An 18640-nucleotide genomic window follows, 5' to 3' on the forward strand; every position below is an offset into this window, starting at 1 on the left:
CGGGAAACGAAAAACGGGGTATAGCGCAGTCTGGTAGCGCGCCTGCTTTGGGAGCAGGATGTCGGGAGTTCGAATCTCTCTACCCCGACCATTTTTCGTATCTCAGTTAAGGCGATTTTGCGCCCGTAGCTCAGCTGGATAGAGCAACGGCCTTCTAAGCCGTCGGTCACAGGTTCGAATCCTGTCGGGCGCGCCATTTACAGGTTTGTAGTACCCTCTTAGTAGTACCCCAATGGTGGCCGTAGCTCAGTTGGTAGAGTCCAGGATTGTGATTCCTGTTGTCGCGGGTTCAAGCCCCGTCGGCCACCCCATTATTTATACCGAATTTCCTAAGCCACTTATTCTACGTTACTCGCTCGTTGAAATTTGAATTCCCTCCTTTAAGAAACCGCACTCTATAATAAATCTCTCTTTTACTCAGATCGAAACGCCAATTTGCTTCGCGATTATGCAATATTCACACTCTAGCCAGTGTTCTGGCCTATTGCGTATTCCGGCGCTTAACCTATGATAGGCGCGTTTTGGCGGCAGTTTAAAACTGGCGGTGAGAGCCTGAAGATAGCGCGTTCGTCGCTGTAGTTATTCATTTCTTATATATGTTTCATGTGTCAAATAACCGTTTTTTAAAGCGGGATTTTGCGGTGCATGGCGTTCTTGTCTGAGCGACGGTAGAGGTCAAACTACAGCAAGAATTCCATCGGCTTTGGTAGATTGAGAGTTTAGGGTATGGAGTTTGGCATGAAAGCTTTTCGTCGGAATCTAGTTGCTGTCCTTATGAGTGCTTTGTTACTTGCCCCACTGTTGTTAACAGTGAACGTGGCAAAAGCTGACGCTATGACAGATTTTTTAAATTCATTGGGTCTTCCCGCGCTGTTTTCTGAATTTGGTAAAACAGTGGGGACCGTGGGCGGCTCGGTGCTTGATCCGGTTGGGACTGGTGATAATGATTTTCTTGGTGTTGACGTTCTAAACCCTGAAAACGATCTTGGTCTGACCGCAAACTCGGAAGAAGTAACTGGCTCCGGTAATAAGACCGGATCGGGGACTAGGGTGCCGCTAGATGATGCCGGCGGCTCAGAGGCCGCTAACGAAAACGGATTAACTTATGAAAGCGGCAGCGCTGAACGAATTCGGTCCGTTGTTGGGCCGGAGGGATCTGTCACCGCACCGGCTGCTGCTGGCGCGAAGGACGGTAGTGGCCAGGCTGGTGGAGCTGTGGGTTCTAATGGTCCCTTGCCAGGCTTAAATGACCAACCGGTAGGTTTTGCGGTGCTCGGTGGCGATTCCTCGGGCAGTGGCGAGACCGTGGGTGTCGCAATTCTATCTGGTGATAATTCCGGGAATGGCGGCAGTGCAGGCGTGGCGGTGCTTTCAGGTGAGGGTTCCGGTAATGGTGACAGTGCTGGTGTTGCGGTGCTGGGCGGAGCCAATTCCGGCAATTCAGAGTTTACCGGCATTGCGGTGTTAAACGGCGCAAATTCAGGAAACTCCGGAGTGATTGCGGTTGGTGCATTGAACGGCGCTAATTCTGCTAACGGTGGCGTCATTGGTGCGGGCGTATTAAACGGTCCGGGCTCTGGCTCGGGTGGATTGATCAGTTTAGCTGTTGCCAATGCTCCTCTCGCCCCGAACGCCAACGGTAATGGCGTTGGAAATAATGGCAGTTGCACTGCTTCAGGCGGCGTGGGTTGCAGTGATATTGGTGCGCTAGCGTTATTAGACGCTTGTAAAGACGCGGACTTCGATGGCGTTTGTGACGAAATGGATGAGTGTTTAAACACGCCAGCTGATATGCCCGTATTTTTAACTGGCTGTCATTTGTCAGAGGACGTACCTCTGGTGTTGCGCGGTGTTAACTTTGAGTTCGATAAGTGGGACTTAACCGCAGAGTCATACCCAATATTGGAGCAAGCGGTTAAAGTTTTGAATGCGCAAGCTGATTTCCTTGTGGCCGTGGATGGCCATACCGATTGGATGGGCAGCGATAGCTACAATATTCGCCTGTCCTATAAACGTGCGCGAACCGTATATCACTATTTAGTGGATGCCGGAATAAAAGAAAATCGTTTGGTCTTTAGAGGCTACGGCGAAAGTGTGCCAGTCGCCCCAAATGCAAATGATGATGGTAGTGATAACCCTGCTGGCCGTGCAGAAAACCGTCGAGTTGAATTGAACGTTTTACAGCCCGACGTTTTCGAGGCAGTAAAGGAAGAAAATTTGTCGCAGCGCTGAGATGTGTCGGAGCTAGTGTTGATGCTCTAGCTCTTTTTTTTGGGGATTGGTCTCCCTTGGCTTTTATTGTTTAGAGACGATGATATGGCAATTGATTTTCCTTCTGCGCTTCCGCCACAACAAGCTACTGTGGCGCAGATTGCTGAGTGGGCTGGTACTGCTAGCGTTTACCAGGGATTGGTAAACGGCTATCAAGTAAAGGTGTCAGGTGATCACCACTTAAGCCACGAGGAGTTGGATAAGATTTTCAAGTCCGCTAAAACTCCCTCACAAGCTATTTTTCTAATGAGTTCTGCGGCACTTAGAAAAGGCCATATGCTGGCTTCGATGCAATATGCACCGGAAGGGAATGTGATATATGTGCATGCTCTACAGGCGCGTGTAGTGGGGTTTAGCGGCGGCGAAATAAGTACGTTCTTTGCCGACATAAAGGATGATCCTAGTCTCAGTCGGGGGGAGTTCGATCGCGCGCGGGTTATGGCGAATGTTCGCAGTGAACGAACTGGCGTAGATTATTCAGTAAACTACGTGATTGATGAAAACGCGCCCGAGCGTGTCGTTATGGAGTTTAAGGGTGAGCCGCGGGAGGGCTACGATGCCACCGATTTGGCGTTTAGGTTTGGTAATCAGGGTAGCCGCTACGTAGGGCGTTATTTTGGCGATGCAGGGCTTAGTCATAATTTTAAAGATGGCAGTCGCGCAACTGCCAGTATAGAAACAGCGTTTACTGATCTAGGTGAGTCGCGTGGTGGTGAGGATTACTACCGGCTTCAGTTAGCCGGTGATCGTCCATTTAAACAAGGTTTATACGGGTTTAGCGCTGGCCATACTGAGTACTCGCAAGACTTAGGTAGCACCACGAGCTCGACGACGACAGCATCTGGATCTGATCCCATTTGTGATGCCTTGGGAATGCTGGGCTTATGTAGCCCAAGTTCAACAACGACAACTAATACGCAAAAAGTAGGCTTAGATGCCAAAATTAATACACTTGGCGTATCGGGTGAGCAGGTCTTGGCCAGTGATTTAAACTCCCGGCTCAATATTTTTGAACGTATTGACTATATCGATTCTCAAATTGACGTCGGAGTTTTTGGTAATTTGCAGGACGAAAAATATGCAACACTTGAGATTGGTGGTAAATATTTTTCAGCCGATTTACGGGGACCGAAGTCTCTACGTTGGTCTGCTCAGCTGTCATTAAAAACCGGTCTGATGGGGGATAGTGGTAGTTTGGGCACTTACGAATCATATCGCTCGCAATACATGGCGAATAATCCTAGTGCAAGTGGTGCGCCACAGGTAGTGCCAAGTGCCAGAACCGCTGAGTTTGTGACTGTGTTACCGAAGTTTACCGCAAAGCTGCCGGTTGCTGACGGTGGTGATGTTCGATTGAATGTATCGGCTCAGTTGGCGAACGAGCAATTACCCCAGCAACAGCAGTGGGTGCTTGGCGGTATGGGGTCGATGAGTGCTTATTTGCCTGGGGTGTTGTCAGGTGACTCCGGTTACTATGGCAAGTTAGATTACACCAGATCGATAACCGTACTCGATATTGACCTTGAATCCACAGCATTTGTTGAATACGGCGCGGCCTGGTTTGAAAATACCGGCGGCGTAGAAGGGGATACTCGCAGCATTGTTGATGCCGGTGTGAAATTTAGCGCGGATCTAGGTTGGGATGTGCAATTAGACGCGGTCTTTGCGCGGTCTTTGGCTGATGACGGCTTTGCCAATTCGTCAGCATTAAAATCATTTGAGGCCGATTTTTACTTCTCGCTTAAAAAAGTTTTTTAAGTTCGCCTGCGGCATAGCATGACGACAGCCAATTAGGTCGTCGCTCATGTTATGCAGCATCTCCTCTTTTACGCCTCCGTTTTAATCTCCAGCAGTTTCGCGTTCTTCCCATAAAACATCTCGCGTCTGGAGAGGCAGGCGAGAAACAAAAGTGCATATTAATCCTCGAGCTTCCTGATTTTCCGTTTATAAGTGATTTCGTACCACTCACTCTCTATTTCTCACTATCATATAAGCGAGAAATTGCCAGTAAAATCGCGATAAATTTGCGTGATACAGTTCACAAATGTTTTTTATTTCTGTCAATGCGACTGACTTTCACTTTCCTCTTAATACAATAGGATTAATATCTCGGCGACTAACGATGACGTTGAGTCTAAAGATGTTTTGATTTTTAGGCTTGTGCGACATTTTGAGAATGGGAAGCGAACACTGATGTTCATATTGCAGTTTTAGCTGTTGCTGCCTACATGGAGAGTACCAATGTCTTACAAAGAACAAGAAAAATTAGTTTTTTCCTCAATTTCTTCTACTAAATACAACGCGTTTAAAAATAATCGTCGTAATGGCATTAATGCGAAACTCGATGTTTTTCTAAAGAACAATCTCGATTTATTCAAATGTGATCCTTTCTTTGCCATGTCATGTTTATGTGGTTAAGCCCTGTGCGCGGAAAATAATAAACGTTGAATGGTGTTTACTTTCTATACAAATGGAGTTGCAACATGAAGTCAATTCGCAGGCTGCTGTCTGTTTTGCTTATATCCTCGGCGGCGATATTCCCCCCATTCGCTTCGGCAAACGCTTTAACAGATCTACTTAATAACTTGGGTTTGCAGCAGCTTTTTTCAGAGCTTGGATCCACGGTTGGGACGGTTGGGGCGTCGATATTAGATCCTGTAGGTACGGGTGACAATGATTTTCTCGGCGCCGATGTGTTAAACCCAGAGGACGATCTCGGTGTGACCTTGAATTCGGAGGAAGCGGCTGGTTTTGCAAATAAAACGGGGGGGGAAGCAATGATCCCCCTCGATGAATTAGGTCTGTCACAATTATTGAATACCTTGGGATTGACCTACGAAGCCGGTTTTGCAAGTCAGCTTCGAGGTCTCGTCGGTCCGGACGGCATGGTAACTGAGCAAGTCGTTGGCTTGTTGAAGGCTATCCCTAGTGGGTTTGCACTACCCGGTTTACCACAAGATAGCGGATTAGCGATTGATGGTGCTGAGACTGGTTTATTAGGTTTGTCGGTCCTTGACTCTGGCTCGGGGGGGAACGGTGGGGCAATTGGAATCGCCGTGCTGTCGGGGAGCAACTCTGGCAACGGCGAATACACTGGGCTGAGTGTCTTAGGTGGTTCGGACAGTGGTAACGGCGGTAGTGCGGGTCTTGCCGTTTTGAGCGGTGATAATTCTGGTAGTGGTGGAACGGTCGGTGTTGCGGCCTTAAATGGTGATAACGCCGGTAGTGGTGATAGTGCCGGTGTTGGTGTGTTAAATGGCGACAACGCTGCGAGCTCTGATTTTGGTGCAATCGCTATTCTAAATGGCGCGAATTCAGGGAATTCAGGAACGATCGCGGTTGCGGCGATTAACAATGCGAATTCAGGTAACGGCGGTGTGGTTGGTGTGGGTGCGTTGAACGGCCCCGGTTCTGGCACTGGCGGATTGGTTTCTGTTGGCCTAATCAATGAGCCGACTAGTGGTTTATCTAGCGGAGGTAGTAATTACGGCAGTTGCGCGAGCGCCGGTGGGATCGGTTGTTCTGGGCCTCTGCAATTGGCGATGCTGGACTCGTGTGCAGACCGTGATGGCGATGGTGTCTGTGATGAGCGCGATGAATGCTTGGATACTCCCGCCGATATGCCAGTGTTTTTAACCGGTTGTCATTTAACTGAAGATGCCCCGCTGGTCTTGCGCGGTGTAAATTTCGAATTTGATAAAGCGGATCTCACGGCCGAGTCCTTCCCGATTCTCGAGCATGCAGTGCGAGTATTGAACTCCCAAGAAGCCGCTTTAGTTGCGGTAGATGGCCACACGGATTGGATGGGCAGCGATGCCTACAATGATCGCCTGTCCTATCGTCGTGCCCGTACTGTGTACAACTATTTGATTGATGCTGGCATTGATGAAAAGCGTTTAACGTACCGCGGATATGGTGAAAGCGTGCCGTTAGCATCGAATGAAAATGACGACGGTAGTGATAACCCAGAAGGGCGGGCGGAAAATCGTCGGGTTGAATTGAATATTCTCGATGGCGAAACATTTAAGTCAGCTAAGCAAGAAAACCTCGCTGATTAAATGGCAGTGATGAATTTATCCGCGTTGATATGCGAGAACTAGAAAACGGCAAGCTGTATATCACCGCTAGGTTTAGCGCTCAGAACAAATTTTTCAATGTATTTTAAGGGACTAGATTATGGCTATTGATTTTCCCTCGGCCCTACCGCCTCAATTGACAACGGTGGCCGAGATAAGAATCGCGGCAGGCGCAAGCGCGCCTTACACAGGTTTGGTTAACGGATATGATTTGCGGGTAACGGGTAAGCACTATTTAAGTGAAGAAGAGCTATCGGTTATATTTGACGCCGCTAAGACACCATCCCAGGCAATTTTTTTGATGAATTCTTTAAGCCTACGTAAGGGACATCTCTTGGTGTTGATGCAGTATGCACCAGAGGGTAGTACGGTTTATGTCCATGCAGTGCAGGCTACCGTAGCTGGGATAACGGGTGATGGGATCGCTGAATATTTTGCAGATTTAGACGGCGATAAAGATTTAACCCGCGCCGAGTTTGAACGTGCGCGGGTGATGGCTAACGTAAAAAGTCAGCGCACAGGTGTGGCGTATTCGACCAGTTTTGTCGTGGATGAAAATGAGCCGGCACTAGTAAGTCTGGTGTTTGAGGCCGACCCAGTCGATGACTACAAGCCTACGGATGTTTTTGTGCAATTTGGCAATCAGGGAAGTCGCTATGTAGGTCGTTATTTTGGCGACATTGGCCTGATCCACAATTTTGGCAATGGCAGTCGTGTTGGATTAGGCTATGAAACGGCTTTTACTGATTTAGGTGAGTCTAGGGGAGGAGAGGATTATCACCGTTTTCAGCTTACCGCCGACAGGCCCTTTTCTTCGGGCTTATACGGTTTTACGGCAAGCCATATCGAATACAGTCAGCACCTCGGTTATAGCGCGGGTAGTTCAAGTGTTGCCGGTAGTGGGGCCATTTGTGATCTGCTTGCAGCCGTAGGTTTGTGTTCACCGACCACCACGACCACAGCAGGCCAGAGTATTGATTTAGATGCTGATATCAATGCTTTCGCTTTGACCGGCGAGCAAGTCTTGGCAAGTGATTTTTCCTATCGCCTAAATTCATTTCAGCGTTTGGAGTACATTGAATCACAGCTTGATATAAGTGGGCTTGGCAGTTTGCAGGATGAAACTTACGCCACAGTTGAGTTGGGGGCAAAGTACTTTTCAGCAGAAAATGTGGGCGACAAGAAACTCCGGTGGTCTGCACAACTGTCATTAAAAGCAGGTGTAACTGGCGATGAGGGAACGCTCGGCAGCTACGATAGTTTTCAGTCCAGTTATATGACCGCTAATCCGGGTGCTACGTCAGCGCCGGCGGTGGCGCCAGCAGCGCGTACCGCAGAGTTTGTGAGCGTATTGCCAAGAATTGCCGCAAAGCTACCTTTAGCAAACGGCAGTGAATTAAACGCGAGCTTTTTTGCCCAGTACGCTAATGAGCAGTTACCGCAGCAGCAGCAGTGGGTCTTGGGGGGCATGAAGTCCATAAGCGCCTATTTGCCGAGTGTATTGTCGGGAGACTCTGGGTACTTTACCGAGCTTAGTCTTCAGCAAAAATTTAATATTGCCGGTGTGGATGTCAATGCCGGGGTGTTTGTTGAGTATGGTGCGGCGTGGTTCGAGAACGCCTCAGGCGCGGCTGGCGACACACGCAGTATTGCTGACGCGGGTGTTCGCGTGGCGGCTGACTTGGGTTGGGGGCTGAATGCAGAAGCAGTGATGGCATTGCCATTAATGGATGACGGTTTTGCTTCCTCTTCCGAGCTGGAACGTTTGGAGGCTGATTTCTACTTTGTGCTTAAAAAGGTTTTTTAAGCGTAGTGCCTCTTGCCTATCTGTGTGAGTTGATAGGCAAGACGGTGGAGAGGGTTTAACGGAGGCAGCGTAAATACGCCTTAATGCATGCGTCCAAACCCATTTCAATGGCGTCTACCGTAAAAGCGTGGCCAATTGAGACTTCTTGTAAATTGTTTACGCTTTGTTTAAATAATAATAAATTATGTAAATTAAGGTCGTGACCTGCGTTTAAACCTAGCTCGATATCGGCCGCCACAATACTTGCGTCAATAAATTGTTTTAAAACCTGATCTTGCCGCTTTGAACCAAAAGCGTCCGCGTAGGGACCGGTGTAGAGTTCTATGCGGTCAGCGCCAATGGCTTTAGCGAGGCGAATCTGCTCTGGCTCTGGGTCCATAAACAGGCTGACTCGCACGCCAAGGTCTTTTAGCTCGTGAATAATTGGTGCGAGTCTTTCGCCGTCACGATGCAGGTCAAAGCCATGGTCGGAGGTTAATTGCGCGTCGCCATCGGGTACTAAGGTGCATTGTGCGGGCTTTATTTGGCGGATGATTTCCATAAAGCCGGGGTAGTCACTCACTCCTTTGCGGTTGGATTTCATTGCAGGCGCAAAGGGGTTGCCTTCAATGTTAAATTCAACATCTAGCATCTCCGCTAGCTCAAAACAGTCGCTTACTCGTATATGGCGCTGATCTGGCCGAGGGTGTACGGTAATGCCGTGAGCGCCAGCGGCAATACAACGTGCCGCGTGTAAGCTTACGCTGGGGTAGTCGGTGTCTCGCGAATTGCGGATAAGCGCGATTTTATTTAAATTAATGCTCAGAGCTGTCACGTTCGATTCCTTGCGCTAGTGCGCATGGCTTATGGTTGTTGGGCGCTCGGTGCTTTTACGCTGGCATTAATAATCAAAATTGGTTCTACGGGTACGTCATCGAAGTCGCCGACGCTGTGCGTGCGGCTCATGGCGATATCGCGAACAACGTTTTGCCCGTCAATCACTTTCCCAAACACCGCGTAACCATCTCTGCCCATTCTTGCATCGAGATTCAGGTTCATGCCCATATTAAAATAAAACTGCGACGTCGCACTGTCTGGGTCGTCTGTTCTGGCCATGGCGATGGTCCAGCGTTCATTGCTTAGTTTGCTGATTTTAGATTCGTTGACAATCGGCTCGCCATTTTCCTTTTCAACGAGGTCGGGGGTGAAGCCGCCACCCTGCACAGCAAAGCGCCGAATCACTCGGTGAAATATGGTGCCATTGTAAAAGCCACTCTCGACATAGCCCAGAAAGTTTTCGACTGTTATTGGCGATTTGTCGGGATACAATTCAATCGTGATATTGCCTTTGCTTGTTTCCATAATCACGAGAGGATTGTTTGTTGTTTGACTGTGGCCAGTAGTGGGCAACAGGCAAGCCAGCGCAATAAACAGTGCCGAGAGGTAGCGCATGATTATCAGCTCCAGTCAGAGCGTCGTTTTGGCATCAACTTTGGAATTATCAAAGTAATCATGACGCCAATTAGAACGGCAAAAGCGCCGTTGAGGAAAAATTCGTTTTCTTTGTTTTCGCGTAACCGCGCGTTGTCGGTTTTCAAAACGTCCACTTCACTGCTGAGCATTTGATTAGACTCTAGTAAGCGACGATTGTCCTCGTCCAGTTTGATCGCATTTGCGGAAATTCGTTTGATCTCGCCAAGTTCCTCAGTCAGCGCAGTGTTTTCTTGCTCAAGCTCGCTTACGATGCTGTTGGTTTGATTGGTGCTTTGGGTTGTATTTTTGAGTTGCTCACGGAGCTCTTTATTTGAGTTTGTAAGTTCGGTGACTTGCTGTTTTGCTGCGTTTAGCAAAGTCCGTGCAACAGGGTTCTCGACCAAGTAGTGACTAGGGAGCCAGCCCTCTACTCCGCGATCGGTTTTAACGCGAGAGTAGCCACTGTCCTCATTAGTTTCGAGTAATTCTAACTTCTCACCGCTGGGCAAACCGCGGTGAATAATGCGGTGTTTGGTGCTGTCGCCGACTCGCAGGGGGACGTAAATTTTGTCACTGATGTAACGAGTTTCTGCCAAGGCCATGCTGCCGACACTGAGCAGAAGTAATGAGGCGCCAACAATAATCGATTTTTTCACTGGATTTTCCACGTTAATAAGCTGCAATAAACGATTAAAAAATAAAGAATAAAGCACTTAGAGGCTTTCTTCAATTTTCTCACTTTTACGGTAAAACCTTTTTATAAGGTTTTACCGTAACCTTGGCGTAGACGCCTGCTTCAATGTAGGGGTCGGCATCTGCCCATTGTTGTGCCTCAGTCAAACTTGGGAACTCTGCAATGATCAAGCTCCCAGTAAACCCGGCTTCGCCTGGGTCTTCGCTGTCGACGGCGGGGTGTGGGCCGGCCATGATCAAACGACCTTGATTTTTCAGTTCCTGTAAGCGGGCAATATGTGCTGGTCGGGCCGCTAGGCGTTTACTTAAGCTGTCGCTTACATCTTCGCTGATTACTGCGTATAGCATCGGTATTCCTAATTGATTCTGAATATTTCTTCAAAGCTGAGTGCGGTGAGCTTTTCTATGCGTTTTACTAAGTAAAACATCGCACCCAGCATGACTATTGTGCATGGCAAGGCAATTACAGGGAAACTTAAGCCTGTCATTTTGCCTAATTCGGCGCTGTATTCGGCGCTGCCTGGTGGGCTAGTAAGTAATATTTTTGCAAGCGCATAATTGAGCGTAGCCGACAAGAAAAACGAAAAGGCGATCATATAGGTGGCCGTCTGCAATGCTTTTTGGAACATTGCATCACTATTGTGCTTACTCAGCGCGTCAGCGACTTTTTCAGTATCGATAATTTCATCGTTAAAGATAAATGTTTTTATCAGCGGATAGGGGGTATACAGTGAAATTAAGGTGGCAAAGCCGATCAACGCTGGGATACTGGCTTCTTTTATCGCGATATACCCTGCATCGAGCTCTAGAAGGCTTATACCGCCGGTCAATAACACGCTGATAAAGCCCAATATTGCGAACATATTGGCGCGGCGGGTTTTCACGAAGTCGTAAAATCCAAAGCCGAGTGGGAAGGCTAGTGCAATCACGATACTATAGCGCGGACCAAGATAGGCCTCGCTACTGAGTTTTGTCAGTATCAAGGTTGGGATAATGATATTGAACAACAGGTTAACTATGACACTGTGTCTTGGTTTGTTTGGCGCCTGCTCCGGCATATTGGATCCTATTTGGCCTTGCTGTTTAGCGGGTAATAGCTGGTTTACTCGGCGTGCTGTTGCGTCACTGCGACGTGGCAGTGATAATCCGCCCACTATACCTATTTTCAAATTTCATCACTAGCCTCAAAGGGGATAAGCTTTGATTGTTGATTTACACACCCACACAACAGCTTCGGATGGCGGCCTTTCGCCTTTGGAGTTGGTTCAGCGTGCGCGAGAGCGGGGTGTGCAGCTACTGGCAGTCACCGATCACGATACCGTCGCCGGTTTTGCGGCGCTGCAGGCTGAAGCGGGTGATGACTTGCAATTGCTAGCGGGAATCGAGCTGTCTTGCACTTGGTCTGGTGTAAATATACATGTGTTGGGCTTGGGAATAGATATTAATAATCCTGCATTTGTTGCCGAGTTAGCGGGGCAGCGCAATGCCCGGGATTCGCGCGCGCAGGTTATAGCTCAGCGTTTGGATAAACTGGGATTCGAGGGTAGTTATGCTGCAGCCGCTGAACTGGCTGCGGGGCGGGCTATTGGTCGGCCGGATTTTGCGCGGTTTTTAGTGGCGCAAGGGCATGTGGATTCGATGGCGTCGGCTTTTGATAAGTACTTGGGCTCGGGTAAGTTGGGCGATATTAAAGCCGTGTGGCCAGCCTTGGCTGAGGTGGTTCGCTGGATTCGTGAAGCTGGCGGTGTCGCAGTCATTGCACATCCATTGCAATATAAAATGACCAATGCCAAATTGCGGCGCATGCTGGCCGAATTTAAAGACGTTGGTGGTGAAGGCTTGGAAGTTTGCAACGGGCGGCCATCGCCTCAAGATTTGGGTTATTTACGGCAGTTATGCCAGCAGTTTGATTTGGAAGCGTCAGCAGGCAGTGATTTTCACCACCCCAGTAGTTGGTCGGAACTAGGTTGTGAGGCAAAAATCGTCGCGCCCTGTAAGCCCGTTTGGGACCGCTGGCAAGCTCAATAGATAGTTTAAATATAAGCATTGGAGGCTTCAGTGAGCCAGTTTTTCCAGATACACCCCGAAAACCCCCAGGCAAGACTCATAAAGCAAGCTGCCGATATTATTCGCGGTGGCGGGGTAGTGGCTTACCCCACAGATTCCGCCTATGCCTTAGGTTGTCATTTAGGGGATAAAAATGCGCTAGAGCGGGTCAGAGCGATTCGTCGGCTCGATGATAAGCATAACTTTACCTTGATGTGCAGCGACCTCTCTGAACTGGGTACTTATGCCAAGGTTGATAATTCTGCGTTTCGGCTTCTAAAGGCCCATATACCGGGGCCGTATACCTTTATTTTGCGGGCGACGCCGGAGGTGCCAAAGCGTTTGATGCAGCCCAAACGCAAAAGTGTGGGCTTGCGCGTGCCGGCAAATCAGATTTGCTTAGATTTGTTGGCAGAGTTGGGCGAGCCGCTCATGAGTGTGAGTTTGATATTGCCCGGTGAAGACCTGCCGATGACAGACCCTTATGATATTCGCGATACGATCGGCGGATTAGTTGATTTAGTGATCGACGGTGGTTATTGCGGTATGGAAGCCACCTCAGTCATCGATTTGGTGGACGAAGTTCCGGTAATAATACGCAGAGGCCTCGGGGATGTTAGTCAATTCGAGGATTCGCTGTGACCGGCGGCAAGATCCACGTATAATCACGCCCTTGGTGGATGATATCGTGAGATCTCAGTAATAGTGCAAGACGAGCAGACAGTACAGCAGCCCGATGTGGCGGCGCAAACCGCAGCAGATGATGGTTCATTAGCGGCAGAACTCCGCGCTGGGCGTTTGGAACCGGTTGTTGAGCTGCCGATTGCGCCCTTAGAGATTGTCAGTTTAAAAGCCATTCGCCAGCAGCCTCAGCAGGGTGAAATGCCTTTTGCGGTGGTGCAGGGCAAAGCACTTACTGAAATACCGAAAGATTTGTATATCCCCCCTGAGGCGCTAGAGGTTTTTCTCGAAGCCTTTGAAGGCCCCCTTGATCTTCTCCTTTACTTGATTAAACGTCAGAATCTGGACATTCTTGAAATTAACGTCGCGCAAATTACTGAGCAGTATATGCAGTACGTTAATATGATGAGCGCCATGCAATTTGAATTGGCCTCAGAATACTTGTTGATGGCAGCTATGCTTGCTGAAATTAAGTCGAGAATGCTACTGCCCCGCTCAGCGGAAGCCTTGGATGATGAAGAAGACCCTCGCGCGCAACTAATTAGACGACTTCAGGAATACGAGCGTTTTAAGCAAGCCGCTGAAAGTATTGATCAGCTGCCACGCATTGGTCGTGATACCTATATTGCGCAGATTGACCCACCAGCAACGGAAAAGCGCCGCGCCGAACCCGATGTCGACCTCAAGGAATTAATGCTGGTACTTGGCGATGTTCTGCGCCGCGCCGATTTATTTGAAAGCCATCAGGTTCAACGTGAAAAATTGTCTACTCGCGAGCGCATGTCCGAGGTCTTAGCGGCCCTGCGTTCAGACAGTTTTGTGCCTTTCGTTAGTCTGTTTAGACCAGAAGAAGGCCGCCTAGGCGTGGTAGTGACATTCTTGGCAATTATGGAATTGATTAAAGAGTCCTTGGTTGAAATTGTACAATCTGAGGCTTTTGGCCCCATTCACGTGAAAGCGAAAGTGATCTAATGCTCGAACAACAACAATTAAAACGTATTTTGGAAGCCGCGCTAATGGCTGTTGGCCGTCCGCTTTCACTTCAGCAGCTCAGTGAATTATTTGACCCTGAAGATCGCCCGGTCACCGCTGATCTGCAGGATGCACTAAAAGCCATTGCTGAAGACTGCGAAGGGCGGGGCTTTGAGCTTAAAGTTGTCGCGAGCGGTTACCGTATACAAGTTTGCGAAGATCTTGCGCCCTGGGTAGGCCGCCTTTGGGAGGAAAAGCCTCAGCGCTATTCCCGCGCTATGCTTGAGACTTTAGCGCTGATTGCTTACCGGCAGCCGATTACCCGTGGTGACATAGAAGATATTCGTGGGGTAGCGGTAAGCTCCCAGATTATTAAAACGATGCTGGAAAGGGAGTGGGTGCGAGTCGTTGGCCACAAAGATGTGCCCGGGCGCCCTGCAATGTACGCCACCACCCGTAAATTTTTAGATTATTTTAATTTGCGCAATTTAGATGAGTTGCCGAGCCTTGCTGATATTGCTGATTTAGATACGCTTAATGGCGAACTGGATTTGGATACAGGTGAATTTAAAACCGCGGCAGAAAGCGACGAAGGCGGTGTTGCTGCTAGTGAGGTAGGCGATGGCCTTGAAGATGATGACCTCGCTGATCTCGCTTCCGAAGAAAATAGTGAGTTCGATAGCGATGAAAATCAGGGTGTCGAACTTGCAAACGCCGAACATGACGATGAAAACGAAGACAGCCGTGACCCGAATTTCCCACCCGAGACCCTTCTTTAATGATACCAACTGATGAAAAGCTACAAAAAGTACTGGCCCGCGCTGGTTTAGGCTCGCGCCGGGAAATGGAAAAAGTCATCAGCGAGGGGCGGGTGACAGTGGATGGCCGGGTGGCAGGCTTGGGTGACCGAGTCGGAGCAGGTGTAAAAATACAGCTCGACGGTAAGCCTTTGCGCATAGAAGGCGCTGCCGCCAAACCGCGTATTCTGCTTTACAACAAGCCAGAAGGCGAAATTTGCAGTCGTAAAGATCCAGAGGGGCGGCGCTCGGTTTTTGATCGCTTACCGCGTCTACAAGGGGAGCGCTGGATTTCGGTTGGTCGACTCGACTTTAATACCACTGGTTTGCTGTTATTCACGACCGATGGGGATTTAGCTAATAAGTTAATGCATCCCTCTACGACGATCGAACGCGAGTACTTGTGCCGGGTTATGGGTACGGCAACCCCGGCGATGATGCAGCAGTTGCGCGATGGCGTGCAGTTAGAAGACGGTTTAGCACGGTTTGCTGACATAGCTGATGGTGGCGGTGAGGGCTTTAATCACTGGTATTATGTGGTGATCATGGAAGGGCGAAATCGCGAAGTACGGCGCTTGTGGGAGTCTCAAGGCCTTCAAGTAAATCGCTTGAAGCGGGTGCGTTACGGTTCAGTATTTATACCGTCGAAAGTAAAAGTTGGGCAGTGGACGGAATTGAGCGATCCGGAAATCGCTACGGTATATCAAATGGCTGATATGCCAGCGCCACTCAGTGCCCCAGAGGGTGGTCGCGGGCGGAAGTCTCGGTGATCGCGTAATAAAAAAGGCCCGAAAGGGCCTTTTAGGGTAGTGGGTTTAAGGGTTTGGGGTGATCAGTGAATTGCTTGTTTTTCAAGCGCGGTAGCAGTGTCGATGCCATCCCAGTGGTCGGTCCGGCCTTCTCGCCAGCCAGTTAGCCATTCCTGTTTGAGTTGGTCTTGATTATGTGGGCAGTTATCTTTTTGTTTTCCAGCTATACCTGCTTGATATCCTCGTTGGTAAGCTCTTTCGGTCATGTCGCGTTTCTGTCTTCTCATTGGGCATACGCCTCCAGCATTATAGTCAACATGTCGCTCCGGGTTTTCGTCGGTGCGTCCAACCCGGTTTTCTGGCACCATCGCGATGTTAACCGCGACAGGAACCTCATGTAATCAAACTTTCATGGTGCTCGTCGAAGACCTATTACTTATATGTATCGTGTCTTTTAGATGCATGCTGCATAAGGCAGTATGCTGTTGTTTCTAAAACAATTTAAATTTACTACTAGTTCTCTCTAGGGGTTTTATGAGTCAAAAGCGTTCATTTATCGCAACCTGCCCAAAGGGCTTGGAGCAATTACTCGCCTCAGAAATCGCTAGCTTGGGGGGGGAGCCGCTGCGGGAAACTGTTGGCGCCATGATATTTAATGCCGACCTGGCAACCGTATATCGCTTGTGTTTGTGGTCGCGGTTGGCCAACCGCGTGCTACTAATACTTTCGGAATTTCGCGGTGAGAGTGCCGATGAGCTCTATCAGGGCTTGTCGGCAATAGATTGGCAGGCCCATATGTTGGCCACCAACAGTATTAGTGTTGATTTTAACGGCCAGACCGATGAAATTCGCAATAGTCATTTTGGCGCCTTAAAAAGTAAGGACGCGGTTGTCGATTACTTCTTGGCCCGAGGTGAGGCACGGCCAAATGTGGATAAAAGCGCGCCCGATATTCGAATTAATATTCGCCTAAATCGCGGCCAAATCACTGCCTGTATCGATTTGTCTGGTGAGAGTTTGCATCGTCGAGGCTACCGCAGCAGTGGCGCGATGGCACCGTTGAAAGAAAATTTAGCGGCGGCTCTGCTATTGCGAGCGGATTGGCCGGGGGTTGCGAGCCGTGCTGGGGCATTAATCGACCCTATGTGCGGTTCCGGAACATTACTCATTGAGGGCGCGATGATGACCATGAATATCGCGCCGGGTTTGCTTCGTCAGCGCTGGGGCTTTCGGGGCTGGCTCGACCATGATCAAACCTTGTGGGAGGGGATTGTCGAACAAGCCGAGGCGCAGCGCAGCCTGGCGCTGAGCCGAGAGTGGCCAGAAATTCGCGGCTACGACGCTAACGGCAAAATTGTCGCGCAAGCTCAAGAGAATATTGAGAACGCCGGCTTGGAACGGTTTATCAAAGTTTCTCGGCGCGAGTTGGCTCAGCTAGCGAAACCGACACATCGCGAGTTGGACCATGGCTTACTAATTACTAATCCGCCCTACGGTGAGCGTTTGGGTGAGCAGGCTGAATTGCTGCACCTATACCGTCATTTGGGGCAGTCTATGTTGACCCATTTTAGCGGTTGGCAAGGTGCGGTGTTTACCGGCAATGCCGATTTAGGCAAACGGATGGGAATTCGCAGTCACAAGCAATATCAGTTGTTAAATGGCACCATACCCGCAAAATTATTACTATTTAATATTGGCCCTGAGGCGCAGGTGCATGAGCGTCGCCCAAATGTCCCGCAGCAAGGGTCTAGCGAAACATTGCAGCTCACTTCTGGTGGCCAAATGTTTGCTAACCGTCTTCGGAAAAATTTAAAGCGATTATCAAAATGGCGGACTAAAAACGGCATCGAATGTTTCCGTGTTTACGATGCCGATATGCCAGAATACGCGGTGGCAGTCGACTGTTATGGCAGCGCGGTGCATATTGCTGAATATATGGCGCCAATATCGGTGCCTGAAGAGGACGCCGAGCGCCGTTTAAGGGAAGTTATTGAAGCGGTAAGTCAGGTCTTTAATGTGTCTGCCAATAATATTGCAGTGAAAGAACGCCGCCGCCAGCGAGGTAAAGATCAATATCAGCGCCAGGCACCGCGTAATACGGTGATGGAGCTAAAAGAGGGGCAAGCTAAGGTCTTAGTAAATCTTTATGATTACTTGGACACTGGTTTATTTTTAGACCACCGCCCAGTGCGGCTTGATATTGCCGCGCGCGCCAAAAATAAGCGGTTTTTAAACTTGTTTAGTTATACCGCAGTAGCTTCCGTGCAAGCTGGTATCGGCGGCGCAAAGGTCACAACCTCGGTTGATATGTCGCACACTTATCTGCAGTGGGCGCGGCGCAATTTGTCACTTAATGGTTTAAGTGAATCGCGTCACCGTACCGAGCACGGCGATTGTCGGCGTTGGTTAAAAGACTGTAAGGAGCAGTACGATCTAATTCTCCTAGATCCGCCAACATTCTCGAATTCCAAGCGTATGGACGATGTGCTGGATATTCAGCGCGACCACAGTGAGTTAATTAACGACGCAATGGCGCTGTTGGCACCAGATGGTTTGTTAATATTTTCTACTAATAAACGTGATTTTATTTTGGATACGGATTTGTCTAGCCGTTATAAAATGGAGGATCGAACCCGCTGGTCGCTGGACGAGGATTTCTCTCGCGGTGGTAAGCCAATTCATTATTGCTGGTATATCACCCGCTAAAGCGGCACTGCTTTTTGTTTGTCCATAAAAAAGCCCGCAGCGAATTCTCGTTGCGGGCTTTTTAAAAGGTCACCTTACAGTACGGTTACGTTAGCCGCCTGTGGCCCTTTCTGGCCTGTTTGCACGTCAAACTCAACCGCTTGCCCTTCAGCTAATGTTTTAAAGCCACTGCCGCCAATGGCGCTGAAGTGTACGAAAACATCTGGGCCAGAGTCTTGCTCAATAAAACCAAAGCCTTTTGTTTCGTTAAACCATTTTACTTTTCCGGTGCTTCTAGACATAACATGTGCCTCGTTGTGTTAATAAATGCCTTTTATGGTGCTTGAGCTGAGATAGGCAGGGACTTATGAAACAGAACGAGGTACTTAAAACGACTTCGTGGTGCTTATA

At 49.1% G+C, this 18640-nt stretch carries 17 protein-coding genes and 3 tRNA genes; 13 read left to right on the top strand and 7 right to left on the bottom strand.

Going from position 1 to position 18640, the window contains the following annotated elements; translation table 11 throughout:
• Positions 1–14 precede the first annotated feature (14 nt).
• The 7 genes from ABYT30_RS06760 to ABYT30_RS06790 all read left to right on the top strand — a co-directional run bounded on the left by ABYT30_RS06760 (position 15) and on the right by ABYT30_RS06790 (position 8154).
• Positions 15–91, top strand: a tRNA-Pro gene (locus tag ABYT30_RS06760).
• Between the two features lie 28 nt (positions 92–119).
• Positions 120–196: transfer RNA gene (locus tag ABYT30_RS06765), tRNA-Arg, on the top strand.
• A gap of 39 nt (positions 197–235) precedes the next feature.
• Positions 236–311: transfer RNA gene (locus ABYT30_RS06770), tRNA-His, on the top strand.
• A 427-nt stretch (positions 312–738) separates the two neighbouring features.
• The gene (locus ABYT30_RS06775) at positions 739–2232 is read left to right on the top strand and encodes an OmpA family protein (RefSeq protein WP_373083618.1); all 1494 of its coding nucleotides are present in this window, start codon (positions 739–741) and stop codon (positions 2230–2232) included.
• Positions 2233–2316: 84 nt separating this feature from the next.
• A complete protein-coding gene (locus ABYT30_RS06780; protein ID WP_373083619.1) occupies positions 2317–4029 on the top strand; it encodes a hemin-binding protein in 1713 nt (570 codons plus the stop codon).
• A gap of 725 nt (positions 4030–4754) precedes the next feature.
• The gene (locus ABYT30_RS06785) at positions 4755–6329 is read left to right on the top strand and encodes an OmpA family protein (protein ID WP_373082170.1); all 1575 of its coding nucleotides are present in this window, start codon (positions 4755–4757) and stop codon (positions 6327–6329) included.
• A gap of 118 nt (positions 6330–6447) precedes the next feature.
• Positions 6448–8154, top strand: a complete 1707-nt coding sequence (locus tag ABYT30_RS06790; RefSeq protein ID WP_373095736.1) for a ShlB/FhaC/HecB family hemolysin secretion/activation protein — start codon at positions 6448–6450, stop codon at positions 8152–8154.
• 55 nt (positions 8155–8209) lie between these two features.
• Here the strand turns inward: ABYT30_RS06790 and ABYT30_RS06795 are convergent, their stop codons facing one another.
• The 5 genes from ABYT30_RS06795 to ABYT30_RS06815 all read right to left on the bottom strand — a co-directional run bounded on the left by ABYT30_RS06795 (position 8210) and on the right by ABYT30_RS06815 (position 11357).
• Positions 8210–8968: a pyridoxine 5'-phosphate synthase gene (locus ABYT30_RS06795; RefSeq protein ID WP_373082173.1), complete on the bottom strand. Its 759-nt coding sequence runs from the start codon at positions 8966–8968 to the stop codon at positions 8210–8212.
• A 29-nt stretch (positions 8969–8997) separates the two neighbouring features.
• A complete protein-coding gene (locus ABYT30_RS06800) occupies positions 8998–9585 on the bottom strand; it encodes a peptidylprolyl isomerase (RefSeq protein ID WP_373082174.1) in 588 nt (195 codons plus the stop codon).
• 5 nt (positions 9586–9590) lie between these two features.
• On the bottom strand, positions 9591–10262 hold the full coding sequence (locus ABYT30_RS06805; protein ID WP_373082175.1) for a TIGR04211 family SH3 domain-containing protein: 672 nt from the start codon (positions 10260–10262) through the stop codon (positions 9591–9593).
• 85 nt (positions 10263–10347) lie between these two features.
• The gene (locus ABYT30_RS06810) at positions 10348–10647 is read right to left on the bottom strand and encodes a YciI family protein (RefSeq protein ID WP_373082177.1); all 300 of its coding nucleotides are present in this window, start codon (positions 10645–10647) and stop codon (positions 10348–10350) included.
• Positions 10648–10655: 8 nt separating this feature from the next.
• Entirely contained in the window at positions 10656–11357 is a 702-nt protein-coding gene (locus ABYT30_RS06815; protein ID WP_373082179.1) for a VC0807 family protein, read from the bottom strand.
• Positions 11358–11499: 142 nt separating this feature from the next.
• On the opposite strand from ABYT30_RS06815, the gene ABYT30_RS06820 reads away from it, so the two are divergent.
• The 5 genes from ABYT30_RS06820 to rluB all read left to right on the top strand — a co-directional run bounded on the left by ABYT30_RS06820 (position 11500) and on the right by rluB (position 15565).
• A complete protein-coding gene (locus ABYT30_RS06820) occupies positions 11500–12327 on the top strand; it encodes a PHP domain-containing protein (RefSeq protein ID WP_373082182.1) in 828 nt (275 codons plus the stop codon).
• 30 nt (positions 12328–12357) lie between these two features.
• The gene (locus ABYT30_RS06825; protein ID WP_373082184.1) at positions 12358–12987 is read left to right on the top strand and encodes an L-threonylcarbamoyladenylate synthase; all 630 of its coding nucleotides are present in this window, start codon (positions 12358–12360) and stop codon (positions 12985–12987) included.
• Between the two features lie 63 nt (positions 12988–13050).
• A complete protein-coding gene (locus ABYT30_RS06830; RefSeq protein ID WP_373082185.1) occupies positions 13051–13998 on the top strand; it encodes a ScpA family protein in 948 nt (315 codons plus the stop codon).
• Positions 13998–14777 (top strand): SMC-Scp complex subunit ScpB, encoded by a 780-nt coding sequence (gene scpB, locus ABYT30_RS06835; protein ID WP_373095737.1) that lies wholly within the window; start codon positions 13998–14000, stop codon positions 14775–14777. The genes ABYT30_RS06830 and scpB overlap by 1 nt, the downstream gene beginning before the upstream one ends.
• Complete coding sequence (gene rluB / locus ABYT30_RS06840; protein ID WP_373082189.1) at positions 14777–15565, top strand: 23S rRNA pseudouridine(2605) synthase RluB; 789 nt, start codon at positions 14777–14779, stop codon at positions 15563–15565. The genes scpB and rluB overlap by 1 nt, the downstream gene beginning before the upstream one ends.
• A gap of 62 nt (positions 15566–15627) precedes the next feature.
• Here rluB and rmf read toward each other — a convergent pair whose 3' ends face one another.
• On the bottom strand, positions 15628–15831 hold the full coding sequence (gene rmf / locus ABYT30_RS06845; RefSeq protein ID WP_344932150.1) for a ribosome modulation factor: 204 nt from the start codon (positions 15829–15831) through the stop codon (positions 15628–15630).
• A gap of 247 nt (positions 15832–16078) precedes the next feature.
• Between rmf and rlmKL the strand changes: the two genes are divergently transcribed.
• Positions 16079–18250, top strand: coding sequence for a bifunctional 23S rRNA (guanine(2069)-N(7))-methyltransferase RlmK/23S rRNA (guanine(2445)-N(2))-methyltransferase RlmL (rlmKL, locus tag ABYT30_RS06850; protein ID WP_373095739.1), 2172 nt, complete (start codon positions 16079–16081; stop codon positions 18248–18250).
• Between the two features lie 74 nt (positions 18251–18324).
• Here rlmKL and ABYT30_RS06855 read toward each other — a convergent pair whose 3' ends face one another.
• The gene (locus ABYT30_RS06855; RefSeq protein ID WP_373082193.1) at positions 18325–18531 is read right to left on the bottom strand and encodes a cold-shock protein; all 207 of its coding nucleotides are present in this window, start codon (positions 18529–18531) and stop codon (positions 18325–18327) included.
• Between the last annotated feature and the right edge of the window lie 109 nt (positions 18532–18640).

This window comes from Zhongshania sp. (assembly GCF_041623545.1).
Lineage (GTDB): Bacteria > Pseudomonadota > Gammaproteobacteria > Pseudomonadales > Spongiibacteraceae > Spongiibacter.

Bases quoted from the DNA above. Each gene is read 5' to 3' on its own strand.
- rlmKL (WP_373095739.1), top strand. From the start codon at position 16,079: ATGAGTCAAAAGCGTTCATTTATCGCAACCTGCCCAAAGGGCTTGGAG.
- scpB (WP_373095737.1), top strand. From the start codon at position 13,998: ATGCTCGAACAACAACAATTAAAACGTATTTTGGAAGCCGCGCTAATG.
- rmf (WP_344932150.1), bottom strand. From the start codon at position 15,831: ATGAGAAGACAGAAACGCGACATGACCGAAAGAGCTTACCAACGAGGA.
- ABYT30_RS06815 (WP_373082179.1), bottom strand. From the start codon at position 11,357: ATGCCGGAGCAGGCGCCAAACAAACCAAGACACAGTGTCATAGTTAAC.
- ABYT30_RS06810 (WP_373082177.1), bottom strand. From the start codon at position 10,647: ATGCTATACGCAGTAATCAGCGAAGATGTAAGCGACAGCTTAAGTAAA.
- ABYT30_RS06790 (WP_373095736.1), top strand. From the start codon at position 6,448: ATGGCTATTGATTTTCCCTCGGCCCTACCGCCTCAATTGACAACGGTG.
- ABYT30_RS06775 (WP_373083618.1), top strand. From the start codon at position 739: ATGAAAGCTTTTCGTCGGAATCTAGTTGCTGTCCTTATGAGTGCTTTG.
- ABYT30_RS06855 (WP_373082193.1), bottom strand. From the start codon at position 18,531: ATGTCTAGAAGCACCGGAAAAGTAAAATGGTTTAACGAAACAAAAGGC.
- ABYT30_RS06785 (WP_373082170.1), top strand. From the start codon at position 4,755: ATGAAGTCAATTCGCAGGCTGCTGTCTGTTTTGCTTATATCCTCGGCG.
- ABYT30_RS06780 (WP_373083619.1), top strand. From the start codon at position 2,317: ATGGCAATTGATTTTCCTTCTGCGCTTCCGCCACAACAAGCTACTGTG.
- rluB (WP_373082189.1), top strand. From the start codon at position 14,777: ATGATACCAACTGATGAAAAGCTACAAAAAGTACTGGCCCGCGCTGGT.
- ABYT30_RS06800 (WP_373082174.1), bottom strand. From the start codon at position 9,585: ATGCGCTACCTCTCGGCACTGTTTATTGCGCTGGCTTGCCTGTTGCCC.